This is a genomic window from Lonsdalea populi (assembly GCF_015999465.1).
Classification (GTDB): domain Bacteria; phylum Pseudomonadota; class Gammaproteobacteria; order Enterobacterales; family Enterobacteriaceae; genus Lonsdalea; species Lonsdalea populi.
The window spans coordinates 559,039-578,868 of sequence record NZ_CP065534.1 but is presented as its reverse complement, the minus strand read 5'-3'; the positions used below and the strand labels follow the sequence as shown (position 1 = coordinate 578,868).

Genomic DNA, 19,830 nt, shown 5'->3' with positions numbered 1-19,830 from the left:
AATCGCCCTTGAGGGAAACAAATATCCTTTTACGCAGAGTCTATTCATTTATGATATGGCTTTATCCTAAACCAAGGTATCTAGCGTGGCGGCCATTTCCCTGCGACATATCGAAATTTTTCATGCCGTGATGACCACCGGCAACCTGACGGAAGCCGCCGGCCTGCTCAATACGTCGCAGCCGACGGTGAGCCGGGAGCTGGCGCGCTTCGAGCGTCTCATGCAGATGGCGTTGTTCGAACGGGTGCGCGGCCGCCTGCATCCGACCGCGCAGGGGCTACGGCTGTTTGAAGAGGTCCAGCGCTCTTACTACGGGCTGGACCGGATCGTCAGTGCGGCCGAGGATATTCGGCGCTTCCAACAGGCGCAGCTGTCCATCGCCTGCCTGCCGGTCTTTTCCCAGTCGCTGCTGCCGGAGGTGTGTCAGCCGCTGCTGGCGGAATACCCCACGCTCAATCTGCACATCATTCCCCAGGAGTCGCCGCTGCTCGAAGAGTGGCTCTCCGCGCAGCGTCACGATCTGGGGCTGACCGAGAACAGCACGACGCCCGCAGGCACCGAGCGTGAGACGCTGATGCAGCTCAGCGAAGTCTGCGTGCTGCCGTCCCGCCATCCGCTCGCCAGCAAGCCGGTGCTGACGCCGGAAGATTTTCGCCACCAGCCGTTCATCAGCCTGTCCAGCGCGGACAGCTACCGTCAGTGGCTCGACCATCTGTTTCAGGAAGCGGGCGTGGAGCGCAGTATGGTGATGGAAACGCACAGCGCCGCCTCGGTCTGCGCGATGGTGCGCGCCGGGGTGGGCCTGTCCATCGTCAATCCGCTGACGGCCGCGGACTATGCCGCCTCCCGTCACGGCGTAGTCGTCCGCCGTTTCAGCATCGACGTCCCCTTTACCGTCAGCCTGATCCGCCCGCTGCACCGCCCTGCCTCCGCGCTGGTCGATACCGTGACCGAGCACCTGCAGCGGTTTGCGCAGGCATTTCCGGCCCGCTTGCAGCGATTGATTAACGGAGAAACAAGGCTTCGTCAGGACTGAGTCACACGGAATGCGTCCGGCTTTCTCGTTTAACGCGCCGGACGCCGCCGTCACTTCAGCTTGATATAGACGTTGGAAATCAGGTTCTGGTCGAAGATGTTTTTTCGCACCTGCAACCGGTGATCGTGGCTGGCCAGAAACAGAATGCGCGACATAATGACCACATCTTCCACCTCGGCGTAGCCTTTCGCCCACAGCGACAGCATCACCTTGGCGGTGAGGACCTTGACCGGCTGATAGTGCTTACTCGCGACGGAGACGATCACCTCGTCGAAAAAATTGGTCGGCAGCGCCGCCAGCACGTCTTTGTGCCTGACGATCAGGTGACCGGTGTGATAGAGCGACGACAGCGTATTTCGCGCGCCGGCGGTCAACTCGGGCGTGAGGGGATTGTTATTTTGCGGCAGAGAGAAGTCACGATAAATCCGCTGATAGTAGGCCGCCGTGCCTTCCTGGAAGGCGGGCTGAGGCAGTTCGGCGAGATCCACGCAGCGTGCAGAGACCTTATCGCCCCAACGCGTCTCGGCCAGCCAGACCAGAATTTCGTACAGCAGAATTTCCTGCCGGGCGACGCCCAGATTGGCCCACAGGACCACCATCGAAACGTCCGCGTCGGCGAGCCATGTCGCCAGCTGGCGGTGCAGCGCCGCGCGTTCCTGAGATAGGTCCTTATAGGGATAGATTTCGTAACCGGCGGCGTCAGACGCCTCGTCCTGCCGGCTTGAAAAGACGCCGTAAGTGAAATTCTGTTGCAACAGATGAAAAGGCAGGCCGTCGACGTAGGTCGAGAGAGGACGGAAAAAACCGTCGTCCAGTATTAAATCACACTGCATAATTCCCCCAATTGCATGAAAAACCATTCTGAAAACGTGTATTGCCCGCATGACTCCGGCGCAGCGAGTGTAGCAATGCCTTCGGCGTTCCGCGCCGTTCCGCGTCGCGTTTATGTAATATCGATCCGGGGCTGCGCTTCATCCTACACGTTCTCTGCGCCCGGCATCCGCGAGTTTACGCAACCTTATGTTATATTGATGCAACATACGTTCGGCCCGCGGTCGAACGCCGTTTACCGACGCGCTGAGACAGCCTCCACACGCCAGAAAATTTAGACATGCACCCAGACAATAAAGCTGAAAACCCGTTAGATTCCCGTACCTCCTCCGACGCGCAGGCCGCCTATCCGCTGTGCCGGTTTTCCGTCGCGCCCATGCTGGACTGGACGGATCGCCACTGCCGCTATTTTCACCGGCTGATGAGCCGTCAGGCGTTGTTGTATACAGAAATGGTGACGACCGGGGCCATTATTCACGGTAAAGGGGACTATCTGGCGTATAGCGAGGAGGAGCACCCGGTAGCCTTGCAACTGGGCGGCAGCGATCCCGCCGCGCTGGCGCAGTGCGCGAAGCTAGCCGAAGCTCGCGGCTACGACGAGATCAACCTGAACGTCGGCTGTCCGTCCGACCGCGTGCAGAACGGCCGCTTCGGCGCGTGCCTGATGGCGGATGCCGCGCTGGTGGCCGACTGCGTCAAGGCGATGCGCGACGTGGTGAGCATTCCCGTCACGGTGAAAACCCGCATCGGCATCGACGAGCAGGACAGCTATCCGTTCCTGTGCGATTTTATCGACACTGTGGCGACGCGCGGCGGCTGCGACAACTTTATCGTCCATGCCCGTAAAGCCTGGCTGTCGGGCCTCAGCCCGAAGGAAAACCGCGAAATCCCGCCGCTGGATTACCCGCGCGTCTACAGGCTCAAGCAAGACTTTCCCGCGTTGACCCTCGCCCTCAACGGCGGCATCAAAACGCTGGCGGAGGCCCACGAGCATCTGCGTCATGTGGACGGCGTCATGGTGGGGCGCGAGGCGTACCACAATCCCGGCCTGCTGGCGCAGGTCGACCGCGAGCTGTTCGGCGTGGACAGCGCGCCAGACCCGTTTAGCGTGGTCGAGTCGCTCTATCCGTACATCGAACGCGAGCTGTCGCAGGGGGCTTATCTCGGTCATATCACGCGTCATATTCTGGGGCTGTTCCAGGGCGTGCCGGGCGCCAGACGCTGGCGTCGCTACCTGAGCGAAAACGCTCATCGTCCCGGCGCGGATGCGTCCGTCGTTGAGAAGGCGCTCTCGCTGGTGCCGCGTGACGCAGTGGGATCCGCTAATAGTTAGCGGTTTTCGCCGTGACGCACCGTCTCATGCCTCTCACCCTGTAAGTATAATCAAGAGGTTAAGCCAATTTTGTGTTGGCACGCTTCTTGTAATACCTTCTGTCGGGCGTTGATCGCCACAATCGCCGGGCCACGCCCGGCACCACACTGACAGGAGTACGCCATGTTTGAAATTTTCTTCATCATCGGTTTCTTCATCATGCTAATGATGACCGGGATATCGCTGCTGGGCGTGCTCGCCGCTTTGCTGGTCGCCACCGTCTTCATGCTGCTCGGCGGTCTGTTTGTCATGGCATTCAAGATGCTGCCGTGGCTGCTGCTGACCGTCGCCGCGGTATGGATGTGGCGCGGCTATCAGCGAAAACAGCGCCGGCGCTATTACCGCTAGCCCCACGCGAGGCAAAAGAGGAAAAAAGGAAAACTCCGTCGTTAAAACTGTGCGTCAGCGATGGGTTTTTCGTGACGCCAACGGGTACGCTTTTGGCCTGTTAGCCGCAGCGCGTTGCGATCATGTTCGCGCAGGCGGCATCCTGTTTTCATCTACGCCGGGACACATAACAATGACGCCGTACAGGCACCTCCCCCGACAAGCCGCTGTACCCTACCAGACAGCGCGATGAAAATCCGCAGCGCTTCTGCCGCCCATCACCGGCGGCGGAGCGTATCCAACCACTCCGTTTAACGCTAGGTCAAATCCTCACTGCCTCCCTCGGCCCCATCCGGGGCAGCCCATCCGGCTGAACACACAAAAACGCCCGCTCAGCGGGCGTCGTGCTCTCCGGCTCAGATCGCCCTGAGTATCAGGGGATCAGCAGGCAAGAACCTTGCGTCTGACGACTTTCCAGCGCCAGATGCGCCTGTCGCGCATCCGCTAGCGCGAATGTCTGCGCTTTCGGCACCTCCACCGAAATCGCGCCGCTGGCGATCAGGGAGAACAGCGCGTCGCTCGCTTCCTCCAACTCTTCTCGATTGGTGATGTAGCCGAACAGCGACGGCCGCGTGACGTACAGCGAACCTTTCTTGTTGAGGATGCCCAGATCGACGCCGGTGACCGGCCCGGAGGCATTGCCGAAACTGACCATCAACCCACGTCGTTGCAGGCAGTCCAGCGACGCCTGCCAGGTGGCTTTCCCGACGGAGTCGTACACCACGCCGACTTTCTTGCCTTCAGTCAGCGCCAACACGCGCTGCGCAATGTCTTCCTGCTGGTAGTTAATGGTCGCCCATGCGCCGGCCTGTTGCGCCAGCTCGGCTTTCTGCGCGGACCCCACCGTTCCTATCAGACGAACGCCCAGCGCTTTCGCCCACTGACAGGCGATTAGTCCAACGCCCCCCGCCGCCGCGTGAAACAGAATGGTTTCTCCCGGCTGCACGTCGTAGGTTTTTCGCAACAAATAGTAAACCGTCAGCCCTTTCAGGAAACTGGCCGCCGCCTGTTCGAAACTGATGGCGTCCGGCAGCTTCGCCACTTTATCTGCCGCCACATTGTGCACCTGACTGTAAGCGCCCAGCCCGCCCTGCGCGTAGACCACGCGGTCGCCCGCCTGCAGGGTCGTGACGTCGGCACCGGTCTTGACCACCATCCCCGCCGCTTCGCTCCCCAGCCCGGAGGGCAAGGACGGCGCGGGATACAGCCCGGAGCGGAAATAGGTGTCGATGAAGTTGACGCCGATGGCGCGGTTTTCGATCTGTACCTCGTTCCGGGCCGGTTCGGCGGGGAGGAAATCTACCAGTTCCAGCACCTCAGGTCCGCCGGGGCTGCTGAATTGAATGCGCTTAGCCATATGATCTCCAGATTCTTTCTCAATTTAGGGGTTCGCGGTGACAGCGAGTGCCATTCCCGCTTTTCAGAGATACAATGCCCCCTTCCATTCTGATTAATCAACCCGTAAGAACGCGCTTCATGGCAGAGAAGAAAAGATCCACCAATAAATCCGCAGAACCTCGCGACCGTCAGGTCGAAGGACTCAAGCTCCCCCCACATTCATTGGAAGCGGAACAGTCTGTGTTGGGTGGACTGATGCTCGACAACGAGCGTTGGGACAACGTAGCCGAACGCGTCGTCACCAATGACTTCTTCAATCGCGCTCATCGGCTGATTTTCAGTGAAATGCAGCGTCTGCTGGAGATGAGCAAGCCCATCGACCTGATCACCCTCTCAGAGTCGCTGGAGCAGAAAGGCGAACTGGACTCCGCCGGCGGCTTCGCCTACCTGGCCGAGCTGGCTAAGAACACCCCCAGCGCCGCCAACATCGGCGCCTACGCCGATATCGTGCGCGAACGCGCCGTCGTGCGTGAAATGATCGCCGTCGCTAATGAAATCGCCGACGCCGGTTACGATCCGCAGGGCCGCAGCAGCGAAGATCTGCTGGATCTGGCGGAGTCCCGCGTCTTCCAAATCGCGGAGAACCGCGCCAGCAAGGACGAAGGCCCGAAAAGCATCGACCGTATTCTGGAAGACACCGTTTCCCGTATCGAGCAGCTCTATCAGCGCCCACACGACGGCGTCACCGGGGTGTCCAGCGGCTATCAGGATCTGGACAAGAAAACCGCCGGCCTGCAAAAATCCGACCTGATTATCGTGGCCGCCCGCCCCTCGATGGGGAAAACCACCTTCGCCATGAACCTGTGCGAAAACGCCGCTATGACGCAGGAAAAACCAGTGCTGATTTTCAGTCTGGAAATGCCCGGCGAACAGATCATGATGCGTATGCTGGCGTCGCTGTCGCGCGTCGACCAGACCCGTATCCGTACCGGTCAGTTGGACGACGAGGATTGGGCTCGCATCTCCAGCACCATGGGGCTGCTGCTTGAAAAACGCAACATGTACATTGATGACTCCTCGGGCCTGACGCCGACGGAAGTCCGTTCCCGCGCGCGTCGCGTCTTCCGCGAACATGACGGCCTTAGCCTGATCATGATCGACTACCTGCAACTGATGCGGGTGCCGTCGATATCGGAAAACCGTACACTGGAAATCGCAGAAATTTCTCGCTCGCTCAAAGCATTGGCGAAAGAATTGCAAGTGCCCGTTATCGCACTGTCCCAGCTTAACCGTAGTCTGGAGCAGCGCGCCGATAAACGTCCGGTCAACTCCGACCTGCGTGAGTCCGGCTCCATTGAGCAGGATGCCGACCTGATCATGTTTATCTATCGTGACGAGGTTTATCACGAGAACAGCGACCTGAAAGGCATCGCTGAAATTATTATTGGGAAACAGCGTAACGGTCCCATCGGCTCGGTACGCCTGACCTTTAACGGGCAGTGGTCGCGGTTCGATAACTACGCCGGGCCACACTACGATGATGAATAATGCGATAAGGGAACGAGCATGCAAACGGCAACCGCCGTCATTAATCGCCGCGCTCTGCGACACAATCTGCACGTCATCCGCCAGCGTGCGCCAAACAGCCGCCTGGTGGCGATTGTCAAAGCCAATGCCTACGGGCATGGCGCGTTGGAAACCGCCCGCACGCTGAGCGATGCCGATGCCTTCGGCGTCGCCCGCCTCAGCGAAGCCCTGGCCCTGCGCGCCGCCGGCATTACCCACCCCATTTTGCTGCTGGAAGGTTTTTTCTCCGCGCAGGATCTGCCTGTGCTCGCGGCCGAGGGTCTGGAAACCGCCGTCCACAGCATTGAACAGCTGGAAGCGCTGGAGCAGGCGACGCTGGAGCGTCCGTTAACGGTCTGGATGAAGCTGGACACGGGTATGCACCGTCTTGGCGTAAAACCGGATCAGGCCGACGCCTTGTGGCAACGGCTGTCCCGTTGCCACAATGTGGTGCAACCGGTGAACATCATGAGTCATTTCTGCCGCGCGGATGAGCCGGACATCGATGTCACCGAGCATCAGTTAGCCACGTTCGACGCCATTGCCGCGGGTAAGCCGGGAGCGCAGTCCATCGCCGCATCCGGCGGCATTCTGCTGTGGCCACAAGCGCACCGCGACCAGATTCGTCCCGGCATCATCCTCTACGGCGTCTCGCCGCTCGACGGCGACAACGCCGCCCGTTGGGGGTTACAACCCGCAATGCGCTTGGTATCCCACCTGATTGCGGTGCGCGAACATCAATCCGGTGAACCGGTCGGCTACGGCAGCACCTGGATCAGCCCGCGCAATACGCGACTCGGCGTGGTCGCCATGGGCTATGGGGACGGCTATCCCCGTTGCGCAAAAAGCGGCACGCCGGTGTGGATTAACGGACGCGAAGTCCCGCTGGCGGGTCGGGTATCGATGGATATGATCACGGTGGATCTGGGGCCGGACGCGCAGGATCGCGCCGGCGATGAAGTCGAGCTGTGGGGAAAACATTTGCCGGTCGAAAGCGTGGCCGCGATAAATGACGTCAGCGCCTATGAGCTGCTGACGCGCCTGACGTCCCGCACCCAAATTGTCTATACGGATGAACCGTTTTGAATTTTTTCCGTCCTGACCTGGGCGCAAAAAAGGCCCGCAATTGAATTGCGGGCCTTTTTATCAGGCGTTTATCGTCGGCAGGTTTCATGAGCAGCCAACCTTATGAAGGTGCCCCACCGCTGAAGTTAGTTATAGATTTCGGCGACGCCACGGATGTGGTTACTGCTGTCCATCGCGGAGATGATGCGGAATGACTTGGCGCCCGATGCATCTGCCGCGGAAGAGAGGTTGGCCTGCAGGTCGCCCAGGCTTATCGCACTCGCGGAAACACTACCGATAGGTCGGCCCTGAGATTGGTTGACTTCGGTCGCAGCGAACGTGGCGAATGAAGCGGTAGAAAGAACAACAGCGGCGATAACGGTATTGATGGTTTTCATAATAGTATCCTTCACATAATGTTAAGAAGACGACGTTTGTCTTCGATGTGAAAGATCATAGTCCAGTTACAGCACTGTTAAAATTGGGTTAATTTGCTGACTACGTTCAAAAAATATGAACAAAAAAAGCACCGATAGTTAAAATATCATTATATTTAGCTATCGATGCGATCGCGTAAAATCTGGTCTAATGGTCATATTTCAGCCTAAACCATCTGACTTACCTCTATCACTGGTTTATCATTTCATTACCGAAATCCATTTCCCCATAATCTGCTGATACTCTCCGGTGGATTTTGTCAAGTGCAGCCATTGGTCTACGTACTGCTTCCAACTTGCGTCGTCCCGCGGCAGCAAAAACGCTTTTTCGCCATACTGCAACGGTTGCTCCGGATTCACTGCGCACAGCGACGGATAGTGTTTCTGCTGATATAACGCCTCCGACGCCTCGGTGATCATGACGTCCGCTTTGCCGTCCGCCAACTGCTGGAAGATCGTCACGTTATCACGCAGCATCAACTGCGCTTTGGGCAAATGGGCATGCGCAAACGCCTCATTGGTGCCGCCGGCAGGTTCAATCAAACGCACCGATGGGCGGTTGATTTGGTCGATCGTCTGATACTTCGCTTTGTCTTCGCAACGCACCAGCGGAATTTTTCCATCCACATCAATCCTGTTCGTAAAGAACGCTTTTTTCTGTCGCTCCAGCGTCACGGAAATTCCACCGACGGCGATATCGCAACGCCCTGCCGTAAAGTCAGGCATCAGCGTCTTCCAGGTGGTTTTCACCCAGGCGACCTTCACGCCAAGACTAGCGGCCAGCGACTGCGCCATGTCGATATCGATTCCTTCGTATTCGCCGTCTTCTCGCAGCAGGCTGTAAGGCTTGTAATCTCCGGTGGTACAGACTCTCAGCACGCCCTGCTGCTGCACGCTATCCAGATGCGATGCGGCGCTTGCGGTGCCGGAAGCCAGCAACAAAGTCAGCGGGAACCATGTCTTCATTTATTTAACCCTTACTATTGACGTTGAGCGACGTCGTGCTTGCGCCGACGTGAAAATTTTTCACTCTTTATGACACATTCCGGCATGCGCACCAACCGCCAAAGAGTGATCCGCTATCCTGCGCTCCCAAACTCATCGTCCCTGGCATAATGCTCCAGGTTTTCGTCTGAAAACCGCTCGCAGATCGCATTCCTATCTCCGCTTTACGCCGCGCCTGAAATGCATGGCGATTCAGCCCCGTGTCGCCGGGACGGCGGCAGGCTTTCGGAGCGGCAAAAACCTGTTAGTCTGTCAGCTCGTCTTTTGCCCGGTAAACTTCACCATGTACAACATTGATGACTTTGATCTGAAAATCCTGACGCTGCTGCAGTCCAACGGCCGGCTCACCAATCAGGAACTCAGCGGACTGGTTGGGCTATCCGCATCGCAGTGCTCGCGAAGGCGCATCGCTCTTGAGCAGGCGCAGCTGATCCTGGGGTATCACGCCCGGCTGGCGCCGGACGCGGTGGGGCTGGAAATGCTGGGATTGATCGAAGTGCGCCTTATCAATCACACTCCGGAATGCGTGAACAGCTTCCATCAGATGCTGGGCGAAGTGGATGCCATTATCGACGCCTACAAAATGACCGGCGACGCCGACTACCTGCTAAAAGTCGCGGTGGCGGATCTGCCCGGACTGAGCGAACTGATTAGCCACATACTGTCTCAAAACAAAAGCGTGGCGCACCTTAAAACCTCGGTGGTGCTCAATCGCCTAAAGGAAAACGGTCTGATGGCGGCAACGGTCTTATTGCCCCAAATCAAGGCATAATGTTTTATTATGGCGCAAGTCAGGCAGTTACATCACGCACCAAAGATAAATATTACGCGCATCACGACGATAAAAAACCATTTAATGCGTGTTTCGTGCAAATTAAACCCTTCGCGATTTCAATGCGTTAGCCTTGGAACTGTTTGAAGATTGCCCAAACCACGCCGATTAGGCGTGGTTTGGTGCGTTTGTTGCTTCCTATCCCCTATCGTTCTATCAACTAACAGACTGTTCTTATGGATAATGTCATCAGCCACGACGAGCTGTCGCACACCCCGATAGAGGATATGCTCGCGCTCCTTATCGGTACGCTTATGGTGTCTTTCGGCATAGTTCTGCTGCGCCAATCCGGGGCCCTCACCGGCGGAACTGCGGGTATGGCCTTTTTGCTGCACTATGTGCTTGATATCTCGTTCGGCGTCGCGTTCTTCCTGATTAATCTGCCGTTTTATTATCTGGCTATCCGCCGTATGGGCTGGCGTTTTACGCTCAAAACCTTTTGCGCCGTCGCGCTGGTATCGGTGTTTTCCGACCTGCATGGACACTTCATCCACATCGACCGGCTGGATCCTTTTTATGCGACACTCTTCGGCAATATGATTATGGGGCTGGGATTTATCGTCCTGTTCCGCCACAAAGCCAGCCTGGGAGGCATCAATATTCTTGCGCTTTATCTGCAGGATAAAAGTGGGATTCGCGCGGGCAAATTTCAGATGGTGGTGGATGTGATTATTGTGCTGGCGTCGCTGTTCGTGGTAAGCATACCCATGCTGGTTGCCTCTATCATGGGAGCAACCATCCTGAATCTGATTATTGCCATGAATCACCGTCCTGGGCGCTACGCGGTGTAAAGTCGTATGACCATGTGCAATATCCCTATGCGAGATATCGATTAATCCAGGAGTACGTGACCGTGTTTCAACATGTTGACGCCTATGCGGGCGATCCCATCCTGTCGTTGATGGAACAATTCAAACAGGACCCCCGAGCCGACAAAGTCAACCTCAGCATCGGGCTGTACTATGACGAGCACGCGGTGATCCCCCAGTTGAAAGCGGTTAGCACCGCACAGGCTCAGCTGACGAATCAGTTTAAACAGGCGAGCAGCTACCTGCCGATGGAAGGTTTGGCGTCTTACCGCAGCGCCGTTCAACAGCTGCTGTTTGGCGATCACCACCCCGCGCTGAGTGCCGGGCGCATCGCCACGATCCAGACCGTAGGCGGCTCAGGCGCGCTGAAAGTCGGCGCGGATTTCCTCAAACGCTATTTTCCCGACTCGGAAGTCTGGGTCAGCGATCCGACCTGGGAAAACCATATCGCCATCTTCTCCGGCGCCGGTTTCAAGGTGCATACCTACCCCTATTTCGACAACGCCAGCCGCGGTGTGAACTTCCGGGGTATGCTCGACGCGCTGAAGCAGCTGCCGGCACAAAGCATCGTACTGTTGCATCCATGCTGTCACAACCCGACCGGCGCGGATTTGACTCACGCTCAATGGGATCAGGTGATTGAAGTGCTGCTGTCGCGCAAGCTGATCCCTTTTCTGGATATCGCCTATCAGGGATTCGGCGCAGGCATGGATGACGATGCCTACGCCATCCGCGCCATCGCTGGCTCCGGCCTGCCGGCGCTGGTGAGCAATTCGTTTTCGAAAATTTTCTCGCTATATAGCGAACGCGTCGGCGGTCTGTCCATCATGGGTGAAGACCGTCAGGCCGCAGAGCGCATACTGGGTCAGTTAAAGGCCACGGTGCGCCGCAACTACTCCAGCCCGCCGAACTACGGCGGACAGCTGGTTTCCCACGTGCTCAGCGACACCACGCTGAACGCCGAATGGCGTGCGGAAGTGACGGCGATGCGTCAACGGATCTCGGAGATGCGCCAAACGTTGGTGGATGCACTGAAGCAAGCCTTGCCCAACCGCGATTTTGATTACCTGCTGACGCAGCGTGGAATGTTCAGCTACACTGGTTTTAGCACTGAACAAGTGGATCGGCTGCGCGAGGAGTTCGGGGTATACCTCATCGCCAGTGGGCGAGTTTGCATCGCCGGACTCAATCACAGCAATATACAAAGGGTTGCCGCGGCGTTTGCCGCCGTGCAATAGCATTGTTTGCTCATACTGCCTGCCGGCAACTAACGGCAGGCTTTTTTTTGGGATTTTTCAGGCGGGGCAGCAGTCGCAGAAATTGGCGACCGCCAGCCGTAACGTTCTAGAACGAGGTCCAGTCTTCAGAGCTGGCGGAAGCCGTCGCCGGCAGCGATGTTTCCTGCTTAACCGCTTTAGCTACGGACAACGCGCTCGCCGCTGATGCCTGCGGCTGCTGACGACCACTTGTAGTGGTGAAGCGGTGGCTCAACTTGAAGGTGCTCACCGCATCGGTCAGCATCGTCGCCTGAGACTGCAAAGACAGCGCCGCAGAGGCAGACTCTTCCACCAGCGCGGCGTTCTGCTGCGTTGTGGAGTCAATCTGGCCGACCGCGATATTGATCTGATTGATGCCGTCGCTCTGTTCGCCGCTGGCCTGGGATATTTCGCTGATGATGTCGTTCACGTCCTGCACATGCGTGGTCAGGCTGGACATGTTGTCTTCCGCGGAGTCCACAAGCTGCATCCCTTCCTGGATCTTGCTGACGGAGTCGTCGATCAGTTCTTTGATCTCCTTCGCCGCCGTGGCACTACGCTGCGCCAAAGAGCGGACTTCTCCCGCGACCACGGCAAAGCCTCTGCCCTGTTCACCGGCCCGCGCCGCTTCCACCGCGGCGTTCAGCGCCAGAATATTGGTCTGGAAGGCGATACCGTCAATCACGCCGATAATTTCCGCCATACGCTGGGACGAGTCGCGAATGCCGCGCATTTTGTGCGTCACGGACAGCATGACGTCGCTGCTCTGCTTCGCCGCCGTCGAAGCCTGATCGGCAATGCTGGTTGCATGGCGGGTATTTTCTGCGGTGTTAGTGATGGTCGAGGTCAGCTCTTCCATAGAAGAAGCCGTCTGTTCCAGAGAGCTGGCCTGCTCCTCTGTCCGTGCGGACAGGTCCTGGTTTCCGGCTGCGATTTGCGACGCAGCTGAGGAAATACTTTCCGCGCCGTCACGCACCTGACCCACGATCTGGCTCAGGCTAACGTTCATGTGTTCCAACGAGCGCAGCAACTGTCCCATTTCATCTTTACCCGAGGACGGAACTTCCGAGGTCAGGTCGCCTTTGGCTACGCTCTCGGCCAGATCCAGCGCCTGACGAATCGGAGAAGTAATGCTACCGGTCAATACACGGGCAATCACCGCCACCAATACAACACACGCAGCCAAAATACCCAGTAGAAGCCAACGCGTGAAGTTATAGGCGCTTTCCATTTTGCGCATCGTGTTGGTCATGGCATCGTCCTGATGGTCGATGAGCGAGGCCACGGCACTGCGGTACTGGCTTTGAATGACATCCAGGTGCGTATTGAATTCAACAGTTGCCCCCTCAGTATCACCCGCTTTGATTCGGTCGGTAATATTTCTTCCCGAGATCAGAAATTCGCCGCGGATCGCATGGATATTGTCCATGATGCGCTTGGATTTCTCATCGTTAAGCTGTTCGGCGCTTTTGTCGATGTCCTGCATCAACACGGTGATCTTCTGCGCCAAATCCGCGATCTCATTCATAACGACGCGGGTTTTCTCTTCATCCTGCACCAGAAGCAGTTCCTGATAGGCGAGGACGATGGCGTTGACGTTATCAATTAGATTATTCGACTGTACCGTCTGCGGGTAAATATCCGTCACGATGCCGCGCGCGTCTTCGTGAAAATCCGACAGTCTGGAAATAGAGACAAAGCTGACGATGCAAATCATTAACACTAAAACGGCAAACCCGGCGGCGAGCCGATAACCTATTTTCCAATTAGATAAACGCATATCTTGTTCCCTTTTTTTATACAAAAATGAAAAACCATAACAGTAAAAATCAGAGTGAATATTTTCCAATTAAATAATCACTAACATGAATTACATTGCGCAGTGACAATATTAAAGACAGTGGACGGTGTCTATTTGCAAAGCGCAAAATCAGCGCTACACACGGATGACAGATAGTTAAGCAAGATATCTGAACGGGAAAAAACAAAGGACCTATCCCAGCAGGCGTTATTGACTTGATGAAGGCTGTTCCGTGCAGCCCATAAAAAACGTCAGGCGTTTTATGCCGACGAACATCCGGTCAACATGAGCGAACACAATACTCATCCGACACGTATGCGAAATACGTGGGATATCGAACGCTTTCTCAAACCAAAGCGGCCAGTGAACTCGACCTATATGGGATAATTCCCCCGATATCGCGCTACCGACAAAACAGGAGAGAGCCGAATCAACCGTGCTGAATTTAAAACAGAGTAGAAAGTATCAGAGGAAATTTTGGATAAATGACAACGATTATCGCAGCGTTAATTATCCTAATGTCCTCCGACGAGTCCTGCCCACCACACAGTCGTGTGTGCTCTTCATCGGCAACAAATGCCACAACTTTACATTTAATTGCCATCTTTACACATAACTGCAAGTGCACCGCCTGCAATGCCTACTATTTAAACAAATGGATATGACACAAAAGCACCCAAAACTCATCAAGACATGAGACTCATTTCTTATCATCCTGTCGCGCCGGCGCCTATTATTGATGGCGAAAAAAAAGAGAAACCGCTTACCGTATAGATAATAAATTTTATTTAATATTCCGCCTTATAATAAAATAGAAGGTATTTTCTTACTTCTATAAGAATTAATACCACCACCAACACACAAATAATAAAAATTATTATTACCAATAAATTTTTGTATGTTTTATTGCTATTTTCACGTAATAAGTTTTAATTAAAAATAACACCAGAAGCTTTTAACCTCATAAAGATAGTTCGCACGCTAACACAATAACTTTGTGACTCAATCCACCACGATAAAGTTGTAAAAAACCGGTTGGAACTGGATGAAAATAAAGAAGATATTTCAGATCAATTTGCGGGGGCTAATTCTATCTATCTCAATAGCAAGCATGTTGGTCACTCTCACAAATGGTTACCTCTCTATCTATAACGTTTATAAAGAGTTGTTCGCTAATCAGTTAGTCAAAATCAACATCGATTATTCATCACGTCTGGCAGCAAGCGTGGAGAACGTATTATCTATTTCAAAAAAACAGATGACCTATAGCGCTCACTTCATCTCAAAATATTTTCCTGATACCGCTAAAATTCAGGAAGAAACCGATCGTATTTTCCAATTAAGCCAAAATTTTAATTCGGTTATTATCGTCGATGATAATAACAATCTGGTCGCGTTTTCCCCGGAGAGTAATGTGCCGGAGGTCAATAAACTGGTCGCCGATACCGGTCACTCTCCACGCCAACCCGACAGCGTCGCCGCCAGCCTCCCCTATGAAACCGATGAAAATGACTATGCGATCGCGTTGTCAGCGCCGATAGTCAGTGAAGAGGGCGTATACCTGGGGGATATTCGCGGCGCTATTCATCTGACTAAATTGCGCATAATGGATGAATTCACGCCGCTCAATAATGACCGCTCAATGATTTATATTATTGATAATGAAGGGAATACCATTTATCACTATAACAACAAGGTCCCGTTAGGCCAGCACATTAACGATCGGCAGTTGAAGCAAGCCACCGCCAGTCAGGACACCGGCTCGTTCATGATGCCCGACGAACAAGGCAATCTGGTGCTGGCGGGCTTCGCCAAAGTGCATAAAACAGGTTGGACCGTGATTACACTGCACTCCTCCGCCGTCACGGACAAAGCGCTGAATAACGTGATGTACAGCGTGCTGAAAGAAGCCGCGCCGGTCGCCCTGCTGACGCTACTGGTTTTGACTATCTTCGCCGTCTCCATTGCCCGGCCGCTGCGCCAGCTGGCCATGTCGGCGAGCCGGATGAGCGAACAGGGAGCCATCAGCCAGATCAGGGCCGTGCCCTCCTGGTATGTCGAAGCCGTTCAGCTTAAGGATGCGATTTTGCTGGGTACCATGATGCTGCATAAACGCATTGGCCGTCTCAGCTCAGAGGCGCATACCGATCCGCTGACGGGATTATTAAACCGACGGGGGCTACAGGAAGGCCTGGAAATGGTCATGCTTGAAAAGAAATCGGTATCGGTCGTGGTGATCGATATCGATAACTTCAAGAAGGTCAACGATACCTACGGCCACGACATCGGCGACGAGGTGATCCGCCAGCTCGGCCAGCAGATTCGCAGCAACGCCCGCAAGATGGATATTATGTGCCGAACCGGTGGAGAAGAGTTCTTGATGCTGTTGCCCGGGACGGATATCCATATCGCTTCCATCATCGCCGAACGGCTGCGTAAGAGCGTGGAACGCATGATCTTTCCCATGTGCCGCCACATCACGGTGTCATTGGGCGTGACGTCCTTTACGCCAAAACAGTGTCCGCTGGATATGGCGGTCAAAACCGCCGACAACGCCTTGTACAAAGCGAAAAATACCGGCAGGAATCGCGTGGTGGTGGAGTATATCGCCGGCGGAAGCATTGCCCCGCTCTAAAGAGGCCTGCTGCGCTGCACGGCTATTCGCCCTGCAGCGTCAGCACCAGCGATCGGCTCCCGCCATGATTGCGGTGTTCACACAGGTAAATACCCTGCCATATCCCCATGTTCAAGCCGCCGTCGCTGACCGGTAGCATCACACTGCTGCCCAGCAGGCTGGACTTGAGATGCGCGGGCATGTCGTCGCGGCCTTCATCACAATGACGGTAGTAAGGCTCGTTTTCCGGCACCAGCCGATTGAAAGCGCTTTCAAAATCCTGACGCACCGCGGGGTCGGCATTTACATTCAGCGTCAACGCCGCCGAGGTGTGCTTGATGAACACCTGCAACAACCCAACCCGCAGCTGTCTGATTTCAGGTATCGACGCGAGCACTTCACGGGTGATCAGATGAAAGCCGCGGCTTTTCGGCTTCAGAACGACTTCTCGTTGCATCCACATGTTCAGCCTCTCTTGCTTGGCAGATGGGTTTGTCCGCGCGGGCGATTTCTCAACGCGGACGAACGGTTCAGACAACGCGAATTCAGTCCCGCGCCAGTAGTGGTTTGAGGAATCGCGCGGTGTGCGAGGCCTCGCACTCCGCAACGATTTCCGGCGTACCGCTGACCAGAATTTCACCGCCGCCGCTGCCGCCTTCCGGCCCCAAATCCACAATCCAGTCGGCCGTTTTAATCACATCCAGATTATGCTCGATGACGACAATGGTATTGCCCTGATCGCGCAGCTGATGCAGGACGGCCAGCAGCTGTTGGATATCGGCGAAATGCAGCCCGGTGGTCGGTTCATCCAGAATGTACAGCGTCTGTCCGGTGCCGCGCTTAGACAGTTCGCGCGCCAGCTTGACGCGTTGCGCCTCTCCGCCCGAGAGCGTCGTGGCCGACTGGCCCAAGCGAATGTAGGACAGGCCGACATCGATCAGCGTTTGCAGCTTACGCGCCAGCGCCGGAATGGCGTCAAAGAACTCACGGGCATCTTCAATCGTCATATCCAGCACGTCGTGTATGCTTTTGCCTTTGTATTTGATCTCCAGCGTTTCACGGTTGTAGCGGTGGCCTTTGCACTGATCGCATGGCACGTAGATATCCGGCAGAAAGTGCATCTCGACCTTGATGACGCCGTCGCCCTGACAGGCCTCGCAGCGTCCGCCCCGCACGTTGAAGCTGAAACGGCCGGGGTTGTAGCCGCGGGTGCGTGATTCCGGCACGCCGGCGAACAGCTCGCGGATCGGCGTAAACACGCCGGTGTAGGTCGCCGGGTTGGAGCGCGGTGTCCGACCGATGGGGCTTTGATCGATATCGATCACTTTGTCGAAGTGATCCAGTCCCTGAATATCACGATACGGCGCGGATTCAGCGATGGTGGCGCCATTGAGCTGGCGCTGGGCCAGCGGAAACAACGTATCGTTGATCAGCGTAGACTTGCCCGAACCGGATACCCCGGTGATACAGGTAAACAGCCCTACCGGTAGCGTCAGCGTCACGTCTTTGAGGTTATTGCCCTTGGCACCGATGAGTTTGAGCACTTTGGTGGGATCCGCAGACACGCGTTCCATCGGCACCGCGATTTTCCGCTGACCGCTGAGGTACTGTCCGGTGAGGGATTCCGGTACAGCCATGATTTCATCGACGGTACCTTCGGCGATCACCTCGCCGCCGTGTACCCCGGCGCCGGGACCGATATCGATCACGTGATCGGCGGCGCGGATCGCGTCTTCATCATGCTCGACCACGATGACCGTATTGCCGAGATTGCGCAGGTGAATCAGCGTTTCCAACAGACGTTCGTTATCCCGCTGATGCAGGCCAATGGACGGTTCGTCCAGCACATACATTACGCCGACCAATCCCGCGCCGATCTGGCTGGCCAGACGAATGCGCTGCGCTTCGCCGCCGGACAGCGTTTCCGCCGAACGGGACAGCGACAGGTAATTCAAACCGACGTTCACCAGGAAGCGCAAGCGATCGCCAATCTCTTTCAACACCTTTTCGGCGATCTTCGCGCGCTGGCCGCTCAGTTCAATATTCTGGAAAAAGCTCAGCGCCTGACCGATGCTCATGTCGGAAATGTGCGGCAACGTCGTTTCAGCCACGTACACATGGCGAGCCTCTTCGCGCAGGCGTGTGCCGTGACAGCTGGCGCAGGGGCGGTTGCTGATAAACTTCGCCAGCTCTTCGCGCACCGCCGTGGATTCCGTTTCCTTATAGCGGCGCTCCATGTTGTGCAGCACGCCCTCGAACGGATGACGCCGCACCGAGGTATCGCCGCGATCGTTGATGTATTTGAATTCGATATTCTGCTTGCCGGAGCCATAGAGCACGACCTTCTGAATATCTGCGCTCAGGCTGTCGAAAGGCGCATCGATATCAAATTCGTAGTGTTCCGCGAGCGACCGCAGCATCTGGAAGTAATAGAAATTACGGCGGTCCCATCCACGAATCGCACCACCCGCCAGCGACAACTCCTGGTTCTGAATCACGCGGGACGGGTCGAAAAATTGTTGTACGCCTAACCCATCGCAAGTCGGACACGCGCCGGCGGGGTTATTAAAGGAGAACATGCGCGGTTCCATCTCATGCATGCTGTAGCCGCAGATTGGACAGGCGAAGTTGGCGGAGAACAGCAGTTCAGGCGCGTTGCTGTCATCCATGTCGGCAACAACGGCGCTGCCGCCGGAAAGCTCCAGCGCGGTCTCAAACGACTCCGCCAGCCGCTGGGCCAGATCGCTGCGCACCTTGAAGCGGTCGACGATGACCTCGATGGTATGCTTCTTCTGCAGCTCCAGCTGCGGCGGATCGGACAGATCGCACACCTCGCCGTCGATCCGTGCGCGGATGTAACCCTGCGTCGCCAGATTCTCCAGCGTTTTGGTGTGCTCGCCCTTGCGATCTTTTACGATCGGCGCCAGCAGCATCAGCCGCTTGTCTTCCGGCTGCGCCAGCACATTATCCACCATCTGACTCACGGTCTGCGCATCCAGCGGAACGCTATGTTCCGGGCAGCGCGGCTCCCCGACGCGGGCATACAGCAGGCGCAGGTAATCATGAATTTCAGTGATGGTGCCGACGGTGGAGCGCGGGTTATGAGACGTCGACTTCTGTTCAATGGAGATAGCCGGCGACAACCCTTCGATATGATCGACGTCCGGTTTTTCCATCAAGGACAAAAACTGCCGGGCATACGCCGAAAGCGATTCCACGTAACGTCGCTGCCCCTCGGCGTAGAGGGTGTCAAAAGCCAGCGATGACTTTCCGGATCCGGATAATCCCGTCACCACAATCAGCTTATCGCGTGGGATTATCAGATTGATATTTTTGAGATTATGAGTACGGGCACCACGAACTTCGATATTATCCATTCACATACTTCCCGTCATTGACGCTGTTTTGCATCCCTCACGCAGAGAGAAATCCAGTACGAAACCAATGATTATGGCATAAATAAAACTGAATGGATAACCAG

16 protein-coding genes are annotated in these 19,830 nt (G+C 55.9%); 9 read left to right on the top strand and 7 right to left on the bottom strand.

All coding sequences use genetic code 11. From position 1 onward, the window contains the following. Positions 1 to 85: 85 nt before the first annotated feature. Entirely contained in the window at positions 86 to 1,036 is a 951-nt protein-coding gene (locus I6N93_RS02685) for a LysR family transcriptional regulator (RefSeq protein WP_085686308.1), read from the top strand. A gap of 50 nt (positions 1,037 to 1,086) precedes the next feature. Here the strand turns inward: I6N93_RS02685 and I6N93_RS02680 are convergent, their stop codons facing one another. Then, entirely contained in the window at positions 1,087 to 1,869 is a 783-nt protein-coding gene (locus I6N93_RS02680) for a hypothetical protein (RefSeq protein WP_139829917.1), read from the bottom strand. Between the two features lie 278 nt (positions 1,870 to 2,147). On the opposite strand from I6N93_RS02680, the gene dusA reads away from it, so the two are divergent. Next, positions 2,148 to 3,200, top strand: coding sequence for a tRNA dihydrouridine(20/20a) synthase DusA (gene dusA / locus I6N93_RS02675; protein ID WP_085686312.1), 1,053 nt, complete (start codon positions 2,148 to 2,150; stop codon positions 3,198 to 3,200). A gap of 162 nt (positions 3,201 to 3,362) precedes the next feature. Further along, a complete protein-coding gene (pspG, locus tag I6N93_RS02670; protein ID WP_085686314.1) occupies positions 3,363 to 3,587 on the top strand; it encodes an envelope stress response protein PspG in 225 nt (74 codons plus the stop codon). Positions 3,588 to 3,999: 412 nt separating this feature from the next. Here the strand turns inward: pspG and I6N93_RS02665 are convergent, their stop codons facing one another. Then, the gene (locus I6N93_RS02665) at positions 4,000 to 4,983 is read right to left on the bottom strand and encodes a quinone oxidoreductase (RefSeq protein WP_085686316.1); all 984 of its coding nucleotides are present in this window, start codon (positions 4,981 to 4,983) and stop codon (positions 4,000 to 4,002) included. Between the two features lie 119 nt (positions 4,984 to 5,102). Here I6N93_RS02665 and dnaB point away from each other — a divergent pair, with 119 nt between their 5' ends. Beyond that, positions 5,103 to 6,512: a replicative DNA helicase gene (gene dnaB, locus I6N93_RS02660; RefSeq protein ID WP_085686318.1), complete on the top strand. Its 1,410-nt coding sequence runs from the start codon at positions 5,103 to 5,105 to the stop codon at positions 6,510 to 6,512. Between the two features lie 18 nt (positions 6,513 to 6,530). Continuing rightward, positions 6,531 to 7,616, top strand: coding sequence for an alanine racemase (alr, locus tag I6N93_RS02655; protein ID WP_085686320.1), 1,086 nt, complete (start codon positions 6,531 to 6,533; stop codon positions 7,614 to 7,616). Positions 7,617 to 7,741: 125 nt separating this feature from the next. Here the strand turns inward: alr and I6N93_RS02650 are convergent, their stop codons facing one another. Together I6N93_RS02650 and I6N93_RS02645 are read right to left on the bottom strand one after the other, a co-directional pair. Continuing rightward, entirely contained in the window at positions 7,742 to 7,993 is a 252-nt protein-coding gene (locus tag I6N93_RS02650; RefSeq protein ID WP_085686322.1) for a YdgH/BhsA/McbA family protein, read from the bottom strand. 240 nt (positions 7,994 to 8,233) lie between these two features. Continuing rightward, the gene (locus I6N93_RS02645; protein WP_085686324.1) at positions 8,234 to 8,998 is read right to left on the bottom strand and encodes a transporter substrate-binding domain-containing protein; all 765 of its coding nucleotides are present in this window, start codon (positions 8,996 to 8,998) and stop codon (positions 8,234 to 8,236) included. Positions 8,999 to 9,320: 322 nt separating this feature from the next. On the opposite strand from I6N93_RS02645, the gene I6N93_RS02640 reads away from it, so the two are divergent. The 3 genes from I6N93_RS02640 to I6N93_RS02630 all read left to right on the top strand — a co-directional run bounded on the left by I6N93_RS02640 (position 9,321) and on the right by I6N93_RS02630 (position 11,916). Beyond that, positions 9,321 to 9,809: an Lrp/AsnC family transcriptional regulator gene (locus I6N93_RS02640; RefSeq protein WP_085686344.1), complete on the top strand. Its 489-nt coding sequence runs from the start codon at positions 9,321 to 9,323 to the stop codon at positions 9,807 to 9,809. Positions 9,810 to 10,045: 236 nt separating this feature from the next. After that, on the top strand, positions 10,046 to 10,660 hold the full coding sequence (locus tag I6N93_RS02635) for a YitT family protein (RefSeq protein ID WP_085686326.1): 615 nt from the start codon (positions 10,046 to 10,048) through the stop codon (positions 10,658 to 10,660). 62 nt (positions 10,661 to 10,722) lie between these two features. Continuing rightward, positions 10,723 to 11,916 carry an amino acid aminotransferase gene (locus I6N93_RS02630; RefSeq protein WP_085686346.1) on the top strand — a complete coding sequence of 398 codons (1,194 nt, stop codon included), beginning with the start codon at positions 10,723 to 10,725 and terminating at the stop codon, positions 11,914 to 11,916. A 106-nt stretch (positions 11,917 to 12,022) separates the two neighbouring features. On the opposite strand, the gene I6N93_RS02625 is transcribed toward I6N93_RS02630, so the two are convergent. Then, a complete protein-coding gene (locus tag I6N93_RS02625) occupies positions 12,023 to 13,714 on the bottom strand; it encodes a methyl-accepting chemotaxis protein (protein WP_197669182.1) in 1,692 nt (563 codons plus the stop codon). A 1,279-nt stretch (positions 13,715 to 14,993) separates the two neighbouring features. On the opposite strand from I6N93_RS02625, the gene I6N93_RS02620 reads away from it, so the two are divergent. Then, positions 14,994 to 16,370, top strand: a complete 1,377-nt coding sequence (locus I6N93_RS02620) for a sensor domain-containing diguanylate cyclase (protein WP_232100105.1) — start codon at positions 14,994 to 14,996, stop codon at positions 16,368 to 16,370. Between the two features lie 22 nt (positions 16,371 to 16,392). Here I6N93_RS02620 and I6N93_RS02615 read toward each other — a convergent pair whose 3' ends face one another. Together I6N93_RS02615 and uvrA are read right to left on the bottom strand one after the other, a co-directional pair. Continuing rightward, complete coding sequence (locus tag I6N93_RS02615) at positions 16,393 to 16,812, bottom strand: secondary thiamine-phosphate synthase enzyme YjbQ (RefSeq protein WP_085689198.1); 420 nt, start codon at positions 16,810 to 16,812, stop codon at positions 16,393 to 16,395. Between the two features lie 82 nt (positions 16,813 to 16,894). Then, entirely contained in the window at positions 16,895 to 19,726 is a 2,832-nt protein-coding gene (gene uvrA, locus I6N93_RS02610) for an excinuclease ABC subunit UvrA (RefSeq protein ID WP_085689200.1), read from the bottom strand. Positions 19,727 to 19,830 lie beyond the last annotated feature (104 nt).